At 39.6% G+C, this 17,505-nt stretch carries 13 protein-coding genes and 3 pseudogenes; 12 read left to right on the forward strand and 4 right to left on the reverse strand.

What is annotated here, in order from left to right; genetic code table 11:
• Window positions 1-80: 80 nt before the first annotated feature.
• From RI196_RS02225 to RI196_RS02255, 8 genes are all read left to right on the forward strand, one after another.
• On the forward strand, window positions 81-1,565 hold the full coding sequence (locus RI196_RS02225) for a sugar ABC transporter ATP-binding protein (protein WP_311067315.1): 1,485 nt from the start codon (window positions 81-83) through the stop codon (window positions 1,563-1,565).
• Window positions 1,565-2,557 carry an ABC transporter permease gene (locus tag RI196_RS02230; RefSeq protein ID WP_063387628.1) on the forward strand — a complete coding sequence of 331 codons (993 nt, stop codon included), beginning with the start codon at window positions 1,565-1,567 and terminating at the stop codon, window positions 2,555-2,557. Before RI196_RS02225 ends, RI196_RS02230 begins: the two co-directional genes overlap by 1 nt.
• 61 nt (window positions 2,558-2,618) lie before the next feature.
• Window positions 2,619-3,605: a sugar ABC transporter substrate-binding protein gene (locus RI196_RS02235; RefSeq protein WP_117017312.1), complete on the forward strand. Its 987-nt coding sequence runs from the start codon at window positions 2,619-2,621 to the stop codon at window positions 3,603-3,605.
• Between the two features lie 210 nt (window positions 3,606-3,815).
• Window positions 3,816-4,814, forward strand: a complete 999-nt coding sequence (gene iolG, locus RI196_RS02240) for an inositol 2-dehydrogenase (protein ID WP_063387650.1) — start codon at window positions 3,816-3,818, stop codon at window positions 4,812-4,814.
• 117 nt (window positions 4,815-4,931) lie between these two features.
• On the forward strand, window positions 4,932-5,798 hold the full coding sequence (locus RI196_RS02245) for a class II fructose-bisphosphate aldolase (RefSeq protein ID WP_063387626.1): 867 nt from the start codon (window positions 4,932-4,934) through the stop codon (window positions 5,796-5,798).
• 195 nt (window positions 5,799-5,993) lie between these two features.
• Window positions 5,994-6,263, forward strand: coding sequence for a transposase (locus RI196_RS18490; RefSeq protein ID WP_375338779.1), 270 nt, complete (start codon window positions 5,994-5,996; stop codon window positions 6,261-6,263).
• Window positions 6,264-6,576: 313 nt separating this feature from the next.
• Window positions 6,577-7,089: a DUF3231 family protein gene (locus tag RI196_RS02250; protein ID WP_311066814.1), complete on the forward strand. Its 513-nt coding sequence runs from the start codon at window positions 6,577-6,579 to the stop codon at window positions 7,087-7,089.
• Between the two features lie 329 nt (window positions 7,090-7,418).
• Window positions 7,419-7,661 (forward strand): WGxxGxxG family protein, encoded by a 243-nt coding sequence (locus RI196_RS02255; RefSeq protein ID WP_130158037.1) that lies wholly within the window; start codon window positions 7,419-7,421, stop codon window positions 7,659-7,661.
• Between the two features lie 699 nt (window positions 7,662-8,360).
• On the opposite strand, the gene RI196_RS02260 is transcribed toward RI196_RS02255, so the two are convergent.
• Genes RI196_RS02260 through RI196_RS02270 form a run of 3 tightly spaced genes read right to left on the reverse strand, consistent with a single transcriptional unit; the run spans window position 8,361 to window position 11,808 of the window.
• Complete coding sequence (locus tag RI196_RS02260) at window positions 8,361-9,665, reverse strand: (Fe-S)-binding protein (protein WP_117017308.1); 1,305 nt, start codon at window positions 9,663-9,665, stop codon at window positions 8,361-8,363.
• A 1-nt stretch (window position 9,666) separates the two neighbouring features.
• The gene (locus tag RI196_RS02265; protein WP_311066815.1) at window positions 9,667-11,076 is read right to left on the reverse strand and encodes an FAD-binding oxidoreductase; all 1,410 of its coding nucleotides are present in this window, start codon (window positions 11,074-11,076) and stop codon (window positions 9,667-9,669) included.
• Between the two features lie 24 nt (window positions 11,077-11,100).
• The gene (locus RI196_RS02270) at window positions 11,101-11,808 is read right to left on the reverse strand and encodes a FadR/GntR family transcriptional regulator (protein ID WP_311066816.1); all 708 of its coding nucleotides are present in this window, start codon (window positions 11,806-11,808) and stop codon (window positions 11,101-11,103) included.
• Between the two features lie 460 nt (window positions 11,809-12,268).
• On the opposite strand from RI196_RS02270, the gene RI196_RS02275 reads away from it, so the two are divergent.
• The 3 genes and pseudogenes from RI196_RS02275 to RI196_RS02285 all read left to right on the forward strand — a co-directional run.
• Window positions 12,269-13,591 carry an MFS transporter gene (locus RI196_RS02275; RefSeq protein WP_198318584.1) on the forward strand — a complete coding sequence of 441 codons (1,323 nt, stop codon included), beginning with the start codon at window positions 12,269-12,271 and terminating at the stop codon, window positions 13,589-13,591.
• 164 nt (window positions 13,592-13,755) lie between these two features.
• A pseudogene (locus RI196_RS02280) lies at window positions 13,756-13,914 on the forward strand (transposase); the annotation flags it as partial.
• A gap of 11 nt (window positions 13,915-13,925) precedes the next feature.
• Window positions 13,926-14,090: pseudogene (locus tag RI196_RS02285) on the forward strand (aldehyde dehydrogenase family protein); the annotation flags it as partial.
• A gap of 372 nt (window positions 14,091-14,462) precedes the next feature.
• On the opposite strand, the gene hypF reads toward RI196_RS02285, so the two are convergent.
• On the reverse strand, window positions 14,463-16,712 hold the full coding sequence (hypF, locus tag RI196_RS02290) for a carbamoyltransferase HypF (RefSeq protein ID WP_311067316.1): 2,250 nt from the start codon (window positions 16,710-16,712) through the stop codon (window positions 14,463-14,465).
• Between hypF and RI196_RS18715 the strand changes: the two are divergent.
• A pseudogene (locus RI196_RS18715) lies at window positions 16,662-16,859 on the forward strand (transposase); the annotation flags it as partial. The gene hypF and the pseudogene RI196_RS18715 sit on opposite strands and share 51 nt — an antisense overlap.
• Window positions 16,860-17,505 lie beyond the last annotated feature (646 nt).

Consider the following 17,505-nt stretch of genomic DNA (forward strand, 5'->3'; position numbering starts at 1 on the left):
GATTCTCTTAATAGATTAGTTCCTATACGCAGAGAAAGGAGGAAAAAACATTGGCTAGTACTGAAGGAAGCTTACTGGTGATGAAGGGCATTAAAAAAAGCTTTTCAAATAATCATGTTTTGAAGGGCATTGATTTTGAAGTGAAACCTGGGGAAGTTCATGTGCTGTTAGGTGAAAATGGGGCTGGTAAATCAACGTTGATTAAAATTTTGACGGGAGCCTATCAAAAAGATGAAGGAGAAATTTATTGGGAAGGCCAGCCGGTTCAAATCAACTCACCTTTGGATGCCATGCAGCTTGGAATAGCAACGATATACCAAGAACTAAACGTGATTCCAGAGCTGAAAGTCTATGAAAATATATTTTTAGGCCGGGAAATTAAAGGGAATGGAAAATTTTCATTTATCAACCACAAACAAATGAAAGAAAGCGCGAAGCAATTTTTGCAGATGCTTGGACAAGATCCAGCTATTGCAGAGCAGCCGCTCGGTTACTTAGGAATAGGTCAGCAGCAGCTAGTCGAAATTGCGAAAGCTCTTACTTTAGATGCGAAATTAATTATCATGGACGAACCAACAGCGAGTTTGAGCCAGTCGGAGGTAGAACAGTTATATAAAACGGTCGAACAATTAAAAGAAAAAGGAATTGCTATCATATTTATTTCTCATAGACTTGAAGAAATTAAACGAATTGGCGATCGAATCACTATTTTAAGAGACGGCTTTAAAATCGATACACTTCCAGTAAAGACAACGAGCACGGATCATTGGATTGAACTGATGGTAGGTAGAACTCTTGAAGAAAAATATCCAAAACAAACCTTTACGTTAGGGGAAGAAGGCTTTCGAGTCGAAGATTTAAAAGTTAGCGGCTTTAAAGAACCTGTCAGCTTTAGTATTCGCCGCGGCGAAATTGTCGGTATTTCCGGACTTGTTGGTGCCGGCAGAACGGAGCTGGCAAGAGCCATTTTTGGTGCAGATAAAAAGGAAAAAGGGAAGATCTATGTTGACGGAAAATTAGTCGACATTAAATCACCTAGGGACGCCATCTCTGCCGGAATAGCCTTTATTACAGAGGATAGAAAAAGTGAAGGTTTGCTGCTGGATCAACCGTTATACATGAACATTGTCCTTGCTAATATGGATAACTTTAGAAAAAAGAGCAAATTAATAGATTTGAAAAAAATCAAGCAGGGAGCCATGGACTATGTAAAAGAATTGAAAATCCGCCCGGGAAATATTGAACTGAATGCAAGAAAGCTGAGCGGAGGAAACCAGCAAAAAGTCGTTATAGCCAAATGGCTTTGTACAAAAGCGAAAGTCTTTATATTTGATGAACCGACACGTGGTATCGACGTTGGCGCTAAAGTGGAAGTATATCGGTTGATGAATCAATTAGTTGAAAATGGAGCCATCGTTTTAATGATTTCATCTGATTTGCCAGAAATTTTAGGAATGTGCGATCGCGTACTTGTGATGTCTGAAGGAAAAATAACAGCAGACTTTCCTATAAATGAAGCTTCGCAAGAGAAGATTATGAAAGCGGCTACAGGAGGGAGTAATTGATGAGAGAGTTAGCGGTGAACAGCTCGGAAACGAATGTTGAAAAGAAATCTGTCAAGCATTACCTTAGTAAGTTTGGCGCTCTGATCGGGCTTATCATTTTATGTACAGTTCTCACGATTCTATCGGATAAGTTTTTAACCATCAACAACATCATGAATATCGCCAGACAGTCATCCATTAATGCATTGTTGGCTTTAGGAATGCTCTTGCCGATTTTGACTGCAGGTATCGACTTATCGGTCGGATCCATTTTAGCTATTTCAATCATGTTAATGGGGATTGTTTCCGTTAATATGGGCATGCATCCCATTTTAGGAATTCTTGTTTGCTTATTAGTAGGATGTTTTTTTGGGTGGCTAAACGGAATATTGCTGACAAAGCTTAAATTGCCTCATCCGTTTATTTCTACTCTTGGAACAATGAACATAGCACGTGGTTTAGCGCTGATTGTAACAGCAGCTGCACCAATTGCCGGATTTCCGTATTTAATTCAATTTTTGGGGAGAGAATTTGTCGGTCCAATTCCTGTGAGCTTTTTGCTAGTTATCGTGATGTATATCATTTTCCATATATTTTTAACTAGAACAAAAACCGGAAGATATATTTATGCAATTGGAGGAAATAAAGAAGCAGCTCATTTATCCGGAATCAATGTTGATCGTGTTCTTGTCATTGTTTATACGATCAGTGGTTTTATGGCATCACTGGCAGGATTAGTTATGGTAGGAAGAGTAAATTCTGCCTTCCCGCTAGCAGGTTTATCATATGAATTGGATGCCATTGCAGCGGTAATTATTGGCGGAGCAAGCTTTTTTGGTGGAGTTGGAACAGTTTGGGGAACTCTGATAGGAGCTTTAATTATTGCTGTGTTGAGAAATGGCCTTAACTTATTGAATGTTTCAGCCGATTTTCAAATGGCAGTCATAGGATTTGTTATTATAGCGGCTGTTTATGTAGATGTGATTAGACAGAGAAAAAGCAAGAAAGACTAACTTTTTCAAAAATAGTGTTAATATTTAAAAATTTATTTATAAATTCAAGGGGGATGATTTTATGAAAAAATGGGTGAAATCTTTAGGTGTTGTAGCAATGGCTGCTAGCATGATTATTGCATCCGGATGTGGGGGTGAAAAATCTTCAGGGGGAAGTAGTGAGAAAGAAGGCAACGAATTAGAAGGTAAAACAATATCAGTCGTTTTAAAAACGTTAAGCAGCCCATATTGGAAATATGTAGAGGCTGGTGCGAAAGCAGCTGGAAAAGAATTGGGTGTTGAAGTAAATGTTGTAGGACCAGCTTCAGAGTCTCAAGTGATCGAACAAGTAAATATGATTGAGGACCAAATCAATCAATCGCCGGGGGCATTAGTTGTTTCGCCAACTCAGCCTTCAACTGTTGTTCCTTCACTAGAACAGGCTACACAACAGGGCATTCCTGTATTGCTCATTGATACAGACGCAGAACTGAAAGATAAAACAACATTTATTGGAACAGAAAACTTCACAGCTGGTCAGGAAGCTGGAAAATTGCTTGCATCAATGTTGAATAAAGGGGATGAAGTAGCTCTTATTAGCGGTGCTCTTGGGAACACTGCAACAGATGAGCGTATAAAAGGAGCCAAAAAAGCTTTAGAAGATGCTGGGATGAAAGTAGTAGCTGAACAACCGGCAGATAGTGATAAATCAAAAGCGATGTCAGTAATGGAGAATATATTACAGAACAATAAAAATATTAAAGGTGTATTTGCTGCAAACGATGATATGGCACTTGGAGTGCTCCGGGCAGTTGAAGCTAAAGGAATGAAAATCCCGGTCATTGGCACAGACGGTACAGTTGAAGCTGTTGAATCGATTATAGCCGGAAAATTAGCCGGAACAATTGCTCAAAGCCCTTATGACATGGGATATTTAGGAGTTGAAAATGCAATTAAAGCTATAAAAGGTGAAAAAGTTGAAAAAAGAATTGACAGCGGCATTGATGTCATCACAAAAGAAAATGCGCAAGAAAAATTAGAATTCTTGAAAAGCATTACGAAAGAATAAATTTTTGTTAACTGATGAAAAGATGGTTGTTCGCAACAACAAGTCTGTCGGACACGTAAAACCATTAAATAGCTCGAGCTTCTTCAGCTCGAGCTCATTAATATAATGATCCTTTATTTACTTAAATAAAAAACTTTTAATGATGAGCAAGCAGATTTCATCATGCCAAATGATGGTCATTTTCTTGGTGAAAATGGAGGAGATCGGAACATGATAAACATTGGAATTATTGGAGCAGGGAGAATCGGGCGGCTGCATGCAGAAAACATGCAGCATATACCAAATGTAAAGATTAAAGGAATATCGGATGTAATGATTGCTCAAATGGAAGATTGGGCAAAAGAAAAGAACATTTCAATAGTTACGGATAATTATGAGGATCTTTTACGTGATCCGGAAATCCATGCCATTTTTGTTTGCTCTCCAACTACTACGCATGCCGAAATTATTAAAAAGGCTGCGGCGGCCGGTAAGCATATCTTTTGTGAAAAACCGGTTAGTTTTTCAGTTGAAGAAACAGTAGAGGTAATTAATGAAGTTGAAAAGGCTGGCGTCAAATTTCAAGTAGGATTTAACAGACGCTTTGATCCGAATTTTAAAAGGCTACACGATCTTGTTCAACAAGGACAAATTGGAACACCTCATATTTTAAAAATTACTTCAAGGGATCCAAAACCGCCAACCATTGATTACGTGCGGACTTCAGGCGGTTTATTTATGGATATGATGATCCACGATTTCGATATGGCTCGTTATATTGTAAACAGTGAAGTAGTTGAAGTTTTTGCTCAAGGAGCCGTTTTAATAGATTCAGAAATTGGCAAAGCCGGTGATATCGACACGGCGGTTGTAACACTAAAATTTGAAAATGGTGCATTAGGTGTCATTGATAATAGCAGACAGGCCGTTTATGGATATGATCAGAGAGTAGAAATTTTTGGAGATAAAGGGGCGGCAACTGCTGATAATTGCCGGCCGACAACAGTTGAATTATCAACATCTGACCATGTTGTGAAGGATAAACCGCTCTATTTCTTTCTTGAACGTTATTCTGAAGCCTATATTGAAGAAGTTAAGCAATTTGTTCATGCTTGCATGGATAATGAATCTGTTTTGTGCAGTGGATTTGATGGCTTGCAAGCACAAAGAATTGCCAAAGCTGCGCAAGAGTCATTTGAAAAAGGAGTACCGGTGAAAGTCGAGTTTTAACAAACCATTTAAGAAAAAAATTCGTTGTTTTTCATTAAAGATCTTGTATAGAAAACGTAATAGCAAGTACAGATTTTCCCTAGAAAATAGTCGGTATAGGAAAAGGATGATGAATAAATGCCTTTAGTGACAATGCGAGAGATATTCGCAAGTGCGGAAGAGGACAATTTTGGAATCGGCGCATTTAGTGTTGCAAATATGGAAATGGTTATGGGGGCGATCCAAGCGGCAGAGGAATTACGATCGCCCATTATATTGCAAATTGCCGAAGTTCGTTTGAAGCATTCTCCGCTTCATTTAATCGGCCCATTAATGGTTGAAGCTGCGAAACAATCTGTTGTCCCAGTAGCGGTTCATTTTGATCACGGTTTAACTTATGAAAAAATTAAGCAGGCACTTGATATCGGCTTTACATCTGTCATGTATGATGGATCACATTTACCTTTAAAAGAAAATATAGAAAAGACAAAAGAAATTGTTAAACTGGCGAACTTCTACGGTGCAACCGTTGAAGCTGAGATTGGAAGAGTCGGAGGAAGCGAAGATGGGTCAGAAGATATCGAAATAACTATTACAGGGGTTGAAGAAGCTGAGAAATTTGCGGAAGAAACAAAAGTAGATGCATTAGCAATTGCGATCGGAAACGCCCACGGCGTATATAAAGGTGAACCAAATTTGCGGTTTGACCGTTTGAAGGAAATTGATGAGCGAGTTGAAATACCGCTTGTATTACACGGTGGATCGGGAATCGAAGAGAATGATTTTAAAGAATGCATTAAGTTAGGAATTAGAAAAATTAATGTTGCTACTTCAACCTTCAACAATGTTATCAATCATATAAATAAAAATGTCCAATCTTCTTGCTATACAGATTATTTTGTGTTTCATCAAGATGTTATCCGTGCCGCATATGAAAATGTCAAATACCATATTGAGATTTTCGGAAGCTCCAATCGAATAGAAAAATTGATGCAAAAAATATAGTTTTCTGTACGCTTATTCCCAAAAGATTTATTCCTGCCGGGGAATCGAAAAACTCATCCAAGAAAATATGGAGAAACTGGCAAATTTTCTTTACCCATGCTGAAAACAGTCACAGGATATGGCAGTGAAGAAAACTATATACAGTTGGTGTTGAGAAAGAGCCTCGATTTGATTTTCTGATTCCTTATGGAACCTATGTACAAGAACAACACACAAATACAAAAAGACATCAAAATTGCGAAAAACTGGACGTATTGTGAGCAAGATAATTGTTTTATCTGCCCAAATGGAAGGAAAGTTGCGTTTAAAAAATACCAAAACAAAAAGGACCCGTCTGGTTATGAACAAAGCTTCAAAATCTATGAATGTGAAGACTGTAGTCATTGCCCTCTAAAATCAAAATGCACGAAAGTGAAAGGGAACTGTAAAATTATTACAATAAAAGGATATGTAGGGTGCATGTAATAAAATTTGACCACTTTTTTGAGAACTGGTTCAATAGAATAAGTGAGGACTACTTCCTTACTAAGAAGAAAGGAGGTAGTCCTTTTTTGGAGTCAAATTTCCTATCGAGAAGTACTGTTAGAAGGATTGAAAATTTAACTAAATTTGATGAACTAATCCATGCATTACACAAACTTTTTTGTTCATCCTTCGTACAAAATTCCAATAACATAATAAGTTTTTTAAAACTTCACTTTCCTTTGCATAATTGTATTTCAATCAATCCATATTATCTAAAGAATGGTGATATATGAATTTTGTTAGGAGGTTTATTATGGGAATTTTAAGCGGTAATCCAAAAGAAGAGCCAATGCACTACGGAGAAATATTTGGCGTATGGTCGTATTTACAAACGGCTAAAGGATTTGTTGCCGGATATCAAACATTGCTCAACCACACAGGCGATAAGGATTTAAAACGTTTTATAGAGGATAGCATCGAAAACGTTTTAAAACCGGAAATACAAGAAATAGAAAACTTGTTAAAAGAAAATGGAATAGCACTTCCGCCATCACCCCCAGAACGGCCAAAAGCATGTTTGGAAGATATTCCAGTTGGTGCGAGATTTGCCGACCCGGAAATAGCTGCAATGCTTAGCAAAGATATTTCTGCTGGTTTAGTGGCATGCAGTACAATTATAGGAGAGTGCATCAGGGAAGATATTGCTTTAATGTTTGGTCAATTTCACGTAAAAAAAGCGCAATATGGTGCTAAATTGCTTAGAATAAACAAAGAAAAAGGCTGGCTAGTTCCACCGCCGCTCAACGTGAAAAGTTCGGATTGCTAAATATGGAAAAGCTTGCGATGCCGCAAGCTTTTACTTTTTAAAAATCGTCTTTTGTATGCCAACCATTCATCACGTTTGTGGAATAACAGTAAATCCCCAATCCCTGCCTTAAAACATTTGATAATAGCTCCCCTTCTTTTATAGAAGATATATACCTTGTAATTGCATTCATTTCTCTTTTTTTACCATCTATTTTTTCTTTAACGCACTCGTTTATTGAATTGAATAGGTTTAAAAATGACGCCCTAAACGGCTTCTATATCTAAAGAATAATTGTTCTTTTGATGGACATATTAAATGTTAACAATTATTAAAAGGAGGTGAAAACCATGTTAAAAAAAATTCTCCATTCATTTTGCGCTCTATCAGTTGCGTTGATGCTTTTTGGGATAGTTGCCTACGCTGAAAATGACAGCATAGACGTCAATAACAACACAAACAAAATTACTCAAATGGCTCAAAATACAGATGTTGATAATAGTGATGATAATGAAGATACAGATTGGGGATGGATTGGTTTAGTTGGTCTTGCAGGACTGTTAGGGTTAAGAAGAAATGACAGAAGAGATTAGACCCAATATATTTATTAAAAATCAATAAATGTTTTTTTTTTTTTTTTTGATCTTTTTTAAATATTTTGAGAAATAAAAATTGGTCCGGTTTAGTTTGTTACGAAACTAGGGATTTTTTTCAAACTTTCCTGAGAATGGCAATATCAAGGTATTTATGACTTCGTGATGAATCGTACTTGGCTGTTCTCGGATATGCGGAATTTACAAACCTATATGAATAAACAGAAACATTAATAAAACGTCATATAAAGCTTCATTTTCTTATTTTTACAGACAGATTCTCAATGGAAATACGAAAAACGTTGCTCTGAAACATCGTCCAATTCAATGTAACTGGACACATTTTGGAGATTTTCAGCGTGAAGAAAATCCGATTGTATTAGCGGATCGAATTCTTTTCCGGCTGACTTGATTACATCGGCTAACAAACAAAAGGGTTATTTGAACTTGAGGTTGGCTATAATCTTTCCTTTCCATCTGTGTGTCGGAACAGGTTAAAATAGATGATGGATGGAAATTATCGAAAAAAGAATGAAGGTGGAAGAAGTCGATTAAAAAGGAACTAAATGATAAGTGAAAACTTTTAAAAAACGCACCTGAAAAAAAGGTGAAAGTTTTCCTTTCAGGTGCGGAATGTCATGTTTAATGCTTCTATCAAATGAACAATAAACACGTATCCATCATAAGTGTAAGCAAAATTTATGAAATTCCGGCAGCTTCGGCCAAATATTCGACTAGATGCAATGCCCGCACAGAATCAGACAGTTTTTCGCGTTCGATACCAAGCTTCATCTGTATGAGACATCCTGGGTTGGTCGTAATCACGACTGATGCTCCGGTCGCTTTCGTATGCTTCATTTTCTCATCAAGGATGTCCATTGATGCATCATAGTTAATAATATTATAGATTCCTGCTGAACCGCAGCACATGTTTGCTTGCTCCATCTCAACAAAATTAATTCCTGAAATACTTTTTAGAAGGTTTAAAGGCTCCTCAGTCACTTTTTGAACATTGGTCATATGACACGAAGGCTGATATGTGACTCGTTCTTCCGGATTTGACCGAAGATTAGGCAGTCCGCCGCAAGCGACTAGCACTTGGCTGATATCTCTTGATTTTGCAGTGAACGCAGCCGCTCTATCAGCCCATTCTTGATCATCTGCGAGCAGGTGGTCATATTCATGCAGCATAGCGCCGCATCCTCCGGCATTATTCACAATAAAATCAACGTTCTCTTGTTCAAATGCGGCGATGTTTTGTTTTGCGAGACGCTTGGCTTCCTCTATTTCACCAGAGTGCGCATGCAGTGCGCCGCAGCATGTCTGATTAGGGATGACAATGACATCACAACCCGCTTCTGCAAGCAGCTGTATAGACAACCGGTTGATGCGATGGAACATAGCATCCATGACACATCCGGTGAAAAATGCAACTGTATATTTTTTTTCACCTTTTGCTTTCACTCTGGAGGGAGCTTGTTTACGCTCTGCTGGCGAAACTGCCTGAGACATTGTCGCTTCGAATTCACCTAAATGATAAGGCAGCTTTTTCATAATACCAGTTTTGCGCATCGCTTTTTGCAATCCGCTTTTCTCATAAAGCCAAAACGTATTGCCGATCACATTCATGGCTGTTTTACTAGGGAATACGTTCTGAAACATTGTCTTTCTCAGCAGACGAACAGGAGCTTTAAATTTCTTGCGTTTCACAAGTGCAGCCCTTGCAGATTCAAGGATGGAACCATATTCCACTCCAGTCGGACAAGCCGTTTCACAAGCCCGGCATCCAAGGCATAAATCCAGCGGCTCTTCAAGCACTGATAAATCCGTGATTTTTCCTTCGCCAACCATTTTGACTAAATTAATACGTCCGCGCGGTGAATGTGTTTCTATTCGCATAGTTACATATGTCGGGCAGACGGGCAGACAATAACCGCACTGTACACAGCTGTTCGTTTTATTATATTGAAATTCTTCCCTTAGTTCTTCAAGAGATTCTTTCATGTTAACTCAACTCCAATTTCTGACCCTTTTCGGGGAAAATTTTTCCTGGATTCATGATGTTATTTGGATCCCAAACTTTTTTAATCCGCTTCATCATATCCAGGCCGACTGGTCCTAATTCCATTTCCATAAAAGGAGCCTTCATAGTTCCGATGCCGTGTTCGCCTGAAAGCGTTCCGCCAAGTTCAACTGCTGCTGTGAAAATTTCAGCGACAGCTTGTTCTACGCGGCGCATTTCTTCTTTGTCGTTTTTGTCGCAAATAATGTTTGGATGCAGGTTGCCATCACCTGCGTGACCGAATACGACGAGGTGAACATTATATTTATCTCGAATTTCCTGCAATCTTGCGCACATTTGAGGTATTTTGCTTCGTGGTACGGTGGCATCTTCTGAAATTTTGGTCGGTTTTATACGTACGATAGCCGGAGATACCAGCTTTCGAGCTTTCCAGATCTCCTTTTTTTCCTCTTCATTTTTTGGAATGCGAACAGCTCTTGCTCCGACAAGATAACATAGTTCCGCTGCTTGTTTGATCTCATCCTTTAAAGCTAAAGGATGGCCGTCGAGCTCAATGAGAATAATCGCTTCTGCATCTACAGGCAGGCCTAAAGGCTCGTAATTTTCGACCGCCACAATCGAAGCTTGATCCATTAACTCCATTTTGGCAGGCAAAATACCTGACGATAAAATTTTTGAAATGGCGCTTCCCGCATCAACAAGGCTGTCAAATACCGCCATAATGGTTTCGGAAGCGGGCGGCTTTGGAAGAAGCCGCAAAATTGCTTTTGTAATGATGCCTAAGGTTCCTTCTGATCCGACAATGAGTTTTGTTAAATCATAACCGGTTACATTTTTTACAGTGCGTCCGCCAGTATGAATGATTTCACCCTCAGGAGTGATAACCTCCAAACCAATCACATAATCTTTCGTTACTCCGTATTTTAATCCTCTTGGACCTCCAGAGTTCTCAGCTAAATTTCCGCCAATAGTAGACACATGTGAACTGCTTGGATCTGGAGGATACATTAATCCTTTTTTCTCGGCTGCTTTGTGAATATCCGATGTTAATACTCCCGGGGATACAACGGCGATTAAGTCTTCTTCATGAATTTCAAGTACATCATCTAATACCGATAAATCCAATACCATACCGCCTTTGACAGGCAGCGGGCCGCCGCTTAATGATGTGGCCTGACCGCGAGGATAAACTGGGATCTTCTCGCGATTGGCAAGCTTCACAAGGGATGCTAATTCTTCCACGCTCTTTGTTTGAATGACCACATCCGGCAGAAATGATCCGAAAGAGCCGTCGAATGAATAGCTGAAACGGTCGCTCTCATCAGTGAGTACTTTACCGGTTTTAACTATTGATTTAATCTCTTCAATATGACTCGGTGTAACTACCTTCATATGAATCTCTCACTTTCCAATTTTCTATATCGTATAATCTCTTAAAAACAGACTTAATTTTTTCTCAGCATTTTTTAAATGGATGAGACATTGGATTTTGGCGAGGTCCGGTTCTTCTGCTTCGATTGCTTGTAAAATATTGTAATGTTCTTGATATACAGCTTTTCGTTTTTGTTTTAACTCCACGTTAGGTCGCAACGTAATCTTTAATGTTTTTTCATAAAGAGAGGATAGATTTTCAAGTGTTTGAATTAAAACTGGATTATGTGTAGCCAAAATAATCGAACGATGGAATTCGATATCGGCCTCTGTTGAAATGTCTCCTTCTTCTAAAGATTCATTTTCCATTGTTTTTAAAATTCGTTTCATTTGCTCTAGCTGTTCAGGTGTACGTCGGAGTGCTGCTAAATATGCTGCTTCCGGCTCCAAAATTTTTCTCATTTCAAATAAATATTTAATGCTGTCCACATCATCGCTCTCAATTCGAATACGCTGTAATAATGATGAATTTGTTGATTCTTCTACATAACTCCCGCCGCCTTGACGCGAGGAAATGACACCTGCTGCACGCAGCATACTTAAAGCCTCGCGAATAGGTACTCTACTTACACCGAATTGAGCAGCCAACTCCATTTCTGTCGGCAGCTTAGAGCCTGGTGGAAATTTTCCGATTTCAATTTGTTTCAATAATTCACGAGATATCATTTGCGAAACTTTTTCTTTTTTGGCCATGACTCCCTCTCCTTTCGTAGTTCTAAAATAGGAATGGACGAAAATTGTATAACAAATTTATTGATTTATATAACAAATTTATGATAATTTTTCAGTAATTTTTTTGAAATTTTAATTTACAACACACTATTTTATGATTATAATAATCAAAAAAAATAAAAAACACAAGATATACAACGAAATTTGTATTACTAATTTGTATTACAAATAACAAATTATTAGAACATGTTATTTACATTAGGATCCAACACAAGATATGGGGAACCTTTATATTAGCCTGAAAATGTAAACACTTACATTTTTATAAGATTTTTTGGCCTTCAGCCTGTGTATTTCAAGGTGTGTTGATTCCTAATTGTAAATAAAGTGAAGTAACGTCGTTTCAATAATTTTCGGAACATTTACTTCATTCAATCTATACAGTTTTTTCTATATTCATTTTAAATTTAGGGGTGTGGGTATGATGAATGACGCAGTATCTTTGGAAAAGCAAACGGTGCGAAAAGTAACAAGGAGGATTATTCCATTTGTATTTTTCCTTTATATTATTTCGTATTTGGACCGGGCTAACATTGGTTATGCCGCTTTGGAGATGAATGATGCCCTTGGTTTGACCAGCCAGGTTTTCGGTCTGGCAACTGGTATATTCTTTATCGGCTATTTTCTTTTTGAAGTACCAAGTAATATTTTGATGGAGAAGTTTGGCGCCCGTGTCTGGATTGCGCGAATCCTCATTACATGGGGAATTATATCGATGGCGACTGGGTTTGTACAGGAAGCAAGTCATCTTTACATTATTAGATTTTTGCTCGGTGTTGCAGAAGCTGGCTTTTTCCCGGGAATTGTTTTGTACTTAACATATTGGTTTAGGGCAAAAGATCACGCAAAAACCATTGCCATGTTAATGAGTGCGATTCCTGTATCATATATTATCGGTGCTCCACTTTCGACATGGATTATGGACAACATTCATTGGTTCAATGTTGAAGGCTGGCGCTGGATGTTTTTAATTGAAGGTGCTCCGGCTGTGATTTTTGGGATCGTGACCCTATTTTATTTAGCGGATAAACCAGAGGATGCAAAATGGCTCACCGAAGAAGAAAAGAATTGGCTAATTGCTGAATTGGAAAAGGAAAGAGTAAAAGAAGCAGATGGCAAAAAGGGTTCTGCAAAGCATAGCGGACATATAGAAGCTCTTCGTGATGCAAAAGTGTGGTACTTTGCCATTATTTATTTTGTTTATATTGCCGGTACTCTTGGTGTCAGTTACTGGATGCCGCAGATTATTGATGGAATGTCAGCGTCTTTATCTAATACACAAATTGGTCTAATTGCTACCATTCCTTATATTGTTGCTACTATTGCCATGAACTGGTGGTCAGTCCGCTCTGACCGCAAAGGAGAAAGATGGCTTCATGCTGCCTTGCCGCTCTTGGTAGGGGCAATAACATTGATAGGCGCTGGAGTAACACTCCAACCTGTATTGGGCATGTTATTCATCACTTTATCACTTACAGGCATGTATTGTTATAAAGGTCCTTTTTGGGCGCTGCCTACAACAATGCTTAATCCAGCACAAGCAGCTGTTGGGATAGCTGTAGTAAATTCGATTGGCAATCTTGGCGGTTTTATCGGTCCATATGCAGTAGGAGCATTGAAAGATTTGACGGGAGGAACAAGTGCCGGGTTGTATTTCTTAAGCGGCTTACTTGTGTTTGCTTTCTTTATGTTACTTGTCAAACGAGAAAAACCTAGAGCTGACATCCAAAAACAAGCAGTATAAGTGATGTCTGGCACTGCTCGAAGAGGAAAAGGACAAGGGAGAAAATTCCTTATCCTCAGGCTGTCGAGAAACTTCGACAGCCATTATTTTTATTTATAATCTTTATCAGTTTACCGTGTTAATTTATTATAATATTAGTTAGGAGGATAATAACCATGTGAACTACAAATAAAGAGAGTCAAAATGAATATAAATTTGTTGTATTGAGGAACTTGTACCGGAAGATCACCTTTTACGAAAAATAGATCAATACATATATCACTGAAAAGGTTAAGGATTTGTATTGCCCGGAAAACGGAAGACCCTCTATTGAGTCTGTTCTCGGTCCGTTAGAGTTTCGGAAGCATTGGAATTTGGCATCGTCGGTTTGAACGATTCGATTCCTGCTGTCGCCCAAGCGCCATTTGGAGGCGTGAAAGAGAGCGGAATAGGCCGAGAAGGGGGACACCATGGAATAGACGAATATTTAGAAGTTAAGTATATTTCGATGGGTGTTTAAACGGGTCTAATGCAAAAGGAAGACAAATAGATAAGAAGCAGATTCATCCGTTTAGGGCAGCAGCCTGAGCAGCTTTCCTGCATTTTTGGCATAGCAGCCCTTGATGAATCTGCTTTTTTATTCATTTTTACAAATTGGACGGAAAAGGATATTGCCTCCTTTAAGTGCAGCCGTCGAAAGATGTCTTTTAAAAAAATTTTAGCTGTTAGCAGGTTTGAAAAATGAAACATAAATTGATGTGGGTTCATACTTGGGCTTCCTCGAATTCGAGTCAGCGGTCTACAATACATTGAATTGGAAAAAATGAATGTACAACAATTAAAACATAGCAAATGATAGACCAATATTTACAGCTTTTGAAGCAATAACGACTCATAAATTCGAATGCGCTGCAGCTACAAGCGCTGCCTGCCCGAGACTAATGCCGCCGTCGTTAAGCGGAACTTCTTCACCGACCCAGATATGCATATCGCTTTCAAAAAATAACTCTTTCAAATCAGCTAACAAAAGCGAATTTTGAAATACGCCGCCGGACAACACAACTGTGTCAATTTCATAGGCCGCTCCTAAAGAGCGAACACTTCTAAATATGCCTTCTGCGACGCTTCGATGAAATGCGCGAGCAATCACCGCTGCATCTTTTCCTTTTAGACGGTCTTCTGCCATTTCCTTTAAAAAAGGACGGTAGTCTAGCTCTTTTCCATTCCACGGGAAAGAATATACCTTCTCTAATGGAGCTGTACGTGCTAAATGCTCCAGCCAAATGGCTGCCTGTCCTTCAAATGAGATAGGACCGGTAAATCCTAAAAGGGCAGCTGCTGCATCAAACAAACGGCCGACGGACGTTGTTGGAAAGGTACGCAATTGTTTTTCTACCATCTTCACTGCCGTGAAAAATCGTTCAGGAAACGAAAGCTGCTTGCCGACATTTATTGCCCATTTCGGATCATCCACAAAGAAACCAGCCAGTGCTTGAAGCGGCATGCGTGCCGCCGCATCTCCGCCGGGAAGCATGGCGTAACGAAGATGTCCGCGCCGTTTTAGACCTTCCGCAGCGCTTCCGACAAACAGCTCGCCGCCCCAGATCGCTCCATCGTCGCCAAAACCTGTTCCATCAAACGCCACTCCGATCACCCGTTTGTCCAATGCATTTCTCTCCGCCAGCACGGACGCCACATGAGCGCGGTGGTGCTGGATGCCAATATGTTGATAAGCTTCTAGATTGTGGGCAAAGGTGGTAGATTGGTAGTCGGGATGAAGATCGTACGCCACAATCGTTTCTTGCAATCGAACATCATACATCGACAAAAGATCGTGGACCGTTTGCTCAAATGACATATATGCTTCGTATTTTATCAAATCTCCTAAATGCTGGCTCATGATCGCCTGTCCGTTGACCACTAATGTAATGGTATTTTTTAGGTCAGCTCCAACAGCAAGAACAGGCCGATCACTGGGCAATTGGGCAGCAGGAAGCGGCGCATACCCCCGCGCCCGCCGAAGTACAGTAGGGCCAAATGGGCTGACGCGAACGACGGAATCATCGACGCGGCGGGCAATAGGGCGCTCCCCAATAAGCCATGCGTCCGCGATGCCTTCAAGTGCCTTGATCGCTTCTTCATCATCATAGATGATCGGTTCACTGGAACGGTTAGCACTTGTCATTACAAGCACTTCTGGTGCGTCGAAATGAAACAGCAAATGGTGGAGAGGGGTGTATGGAAGCATTACTCCTAAATCGGAATTATCAGGAGCTACTCCCGGCAGCAATCGGCGCGCCCGTGCCAACACGATGGGTCGGGCGGAAGATGTAAGGAGATTTTCTTCTTCCGCACATATATCGATAAACGCCCTTGCTGTCTCGAGATCTTTTACCATTAAGGCAAACGGCTTTTCCCCGCGGCGCTTCCGCCTTCTAAGCTCCCATACCGCTTCTTCGTTTTCAGCATCACACGCCAAAAGATAGCCGCCAAGCCCCTTGATCGCAACGATGCGCCCAGAACGAAGGAGCTCGGCCGTTTTTTTGATCGCTTTTTCATCACCATGTATTTCTCCATCCTGTCCCTGCACATGATAATGAGGACCGCAATCGGGGCAAGCAGTTGGCTGCGCATGAAACCGTCGATCCGCCGGATCATAATATTCCGCTGAACAAGCCGGACACATAGACCACATATGCATTGTCGTATAAGGCCGGTCATACGGCAGCCGCTCAATGACCGTATATCGTGGACCGCAATCCGTGCAATTGATGTATGGATAAAGGAATCGGCGGTTAGCTGGATCAAACAATTCTGACAAGCATTTCGGACAAACCGCAAGATCAGCAGGAATTTGCACTGTCGGCCGATTATGGAGCGTGCTGGCCAAAATTTCGAAATCAGCTGCTTCTTGTAAAGGCGCATCTTTAATTTCCAAATTGGTTATTTTAGCTGAGGAAGGGTATCGATCTGTAATGTCTTGAACAAATTGTTGAATGGCATCTGCGTCCCCTTCCACATGAATCTCCACGCCGCTTTCTCCATTGCGCACCCATCCGCTGAGCTTCCACCGCTTTGCTTTACGAAAGACAAAAGGACGAAAGAACTTTACAATGAGCGAACCAGTGTAGAACGGTGCAATTCAAGAATGAAAAGTTATCTTACAGCGAACTCCCTGCATGTTTGGGGAATCGATAAAGTAAAAACTCATATTTACTTGAACGCCATCGTATTACTGGTTTCAGCTCTCGCAATGGCAAAAGAGAGTAAAAAGCAACAAACCGCTTAAAAAATTTTTAAAGCGAAAAATTCTGCAAGTACGCCCAAAAAAGGACAAACAGAATATTTGTAAACCAAAGATACAAAATACCCCAGTTTATTTGGGTTTCTTTTAAAACTCTTTTTAATAAAAATCTAATTTTGCAAAATGCTCATATAAAAAAAGTCCTTTATTCAATTTCTTTTCTCCCTTTTCATTTTTCCTGCCAAATTGCAGCGTGCAAGAGCTCCCTTAGCAATGAGAACAATAACTGCGGCTTTTTTGACAATTTTTACTCTTTTCTCTATCATTAGGCTTTCGGCTTTTCGGTTTGGAAGATAGAATACAGAAACTTACAACTTATTTAAAAATTCCGTTTTGCGCTCATCCTTCAATTATGATTTTCTGTAAGGGCTTCAACAAAATTACTGGTAAAAGAATCTCATGTTAAAGAGAAGCTTGTCAATCTATTCCCTCTCATCTTTCAGCACTTGAAGCTACTTCAACGGCAAAAGGCAACCTGCTCAAGTTCACTTTTTGTAACTCTCTCATGTAATCGTCAAATCATCTCTGTAAAATGGACACTTATTAAAAAAGCGCGAGCATTTCCCCTAAAATAAAATTTATCAAAATATGGAATTTTTTCTATTATTTATGATATATTCAATCTAGATAA

Origin of the sequence: Aeribacillus composti, from assembly GCF_031760945.1 — a bacterium.
Taxonomy (GTDB): Bacteria; Bacillota; Bacilli; order Bacillales; family Aeribacillaceae; genus Aeribacillus; species Aeribacillus composti.

What these genes read in the sequence shown, in the direction of transcription:
- RI196_RS02250 (WP_311066814.1), top strand. Translation starts at nt 6,577, where the DNA reads ATGGGAATTTTAAGCGGTAATCCAAAAGAAGAGCCAATGCACTACGGA.
- RI196_RS02265 (WP_311066815.1), bottom strand. Translation starts at nt 11,076, where the DNA reads ATGAAGGTAGTTACACCGAGTCATATTGAAGAGATTAAATCAATAGTT.
- RI196_RS02245 (WP_063387626.1), top strand. Translation starts at nt 4,932, where the DNA reads ATGCCTTTAGTGACAATGCGAGAGATATTCGCAAGTGCGGAAGAGGAC.
- RI196_RS02270 (WP_311066816.1), bottom strand. Translation starts at nt 11,808, where the DNA reads ATGGCCAAAAAAGAAAAAGTTTCGCAAATGATATCTCGTGAATTATTG.
- RI196_RS02275 (WP_198318584.1), top strand. Translation starts at nt 12,269, where the DNA reads ATGATGAATGACGCAGTATCTTTGGAAAAGCAAACGGTGCGAAAAGTA.
- RI196_RS18490 (WP_375338779.1), top strand. Translation starts at nt 5,994, where the DNA reads ATGTACAAGAACAACACACAAATACAAAAAGACATCAAAATTGCGAAA.
- RI196_RS02235 (WP_117017312.1), top strand. Translation starts at nt 2,619, where the DNA reads ATGAAAAAATGGGTGAAATCTTTAGGTGTTGTAGCAATGGCTGCTAGC.
- RI196_RS02230 (WP_063387628.1), top strand. Translation starts at nt 1,565, where the DNA reads ATGAGAGAGTTAGCGGTGAACAGCTCGGAAACGAATGTTGAAAAGAAA.
- RI196_RS02260 (WP_117017308.1), bottom strand. Translation starts at nt 9,665, where the DNA reads ATGAAAGAATCTCTTGAAGAACTAAGGGAAGAATTTCAATATAATAAA.
- iolG (WP_063387650.1), top strand. Translation starts at nt 3,816, where the DNA reads ATGATAAACATTGGAATTATTGGAGCAGGGAGAATCGGGCGGCTGCAT.
- RI196_RS02225 (WP_311067315.1), top strand. Translation starts at nt 81, where the DNA reads ATGAAGGGCATTAAAAAAAGCTTTTCAAATAATCATGTTTTGAAGGGC.
- RI196_RS02255 (WP_130158037.1), top strand. Translation starts at nt 7,419, where the DNA reads ATGTTAAAAAAAATTCTCCATTCATTTTGCGCTCTATCAGTTGCGTTG.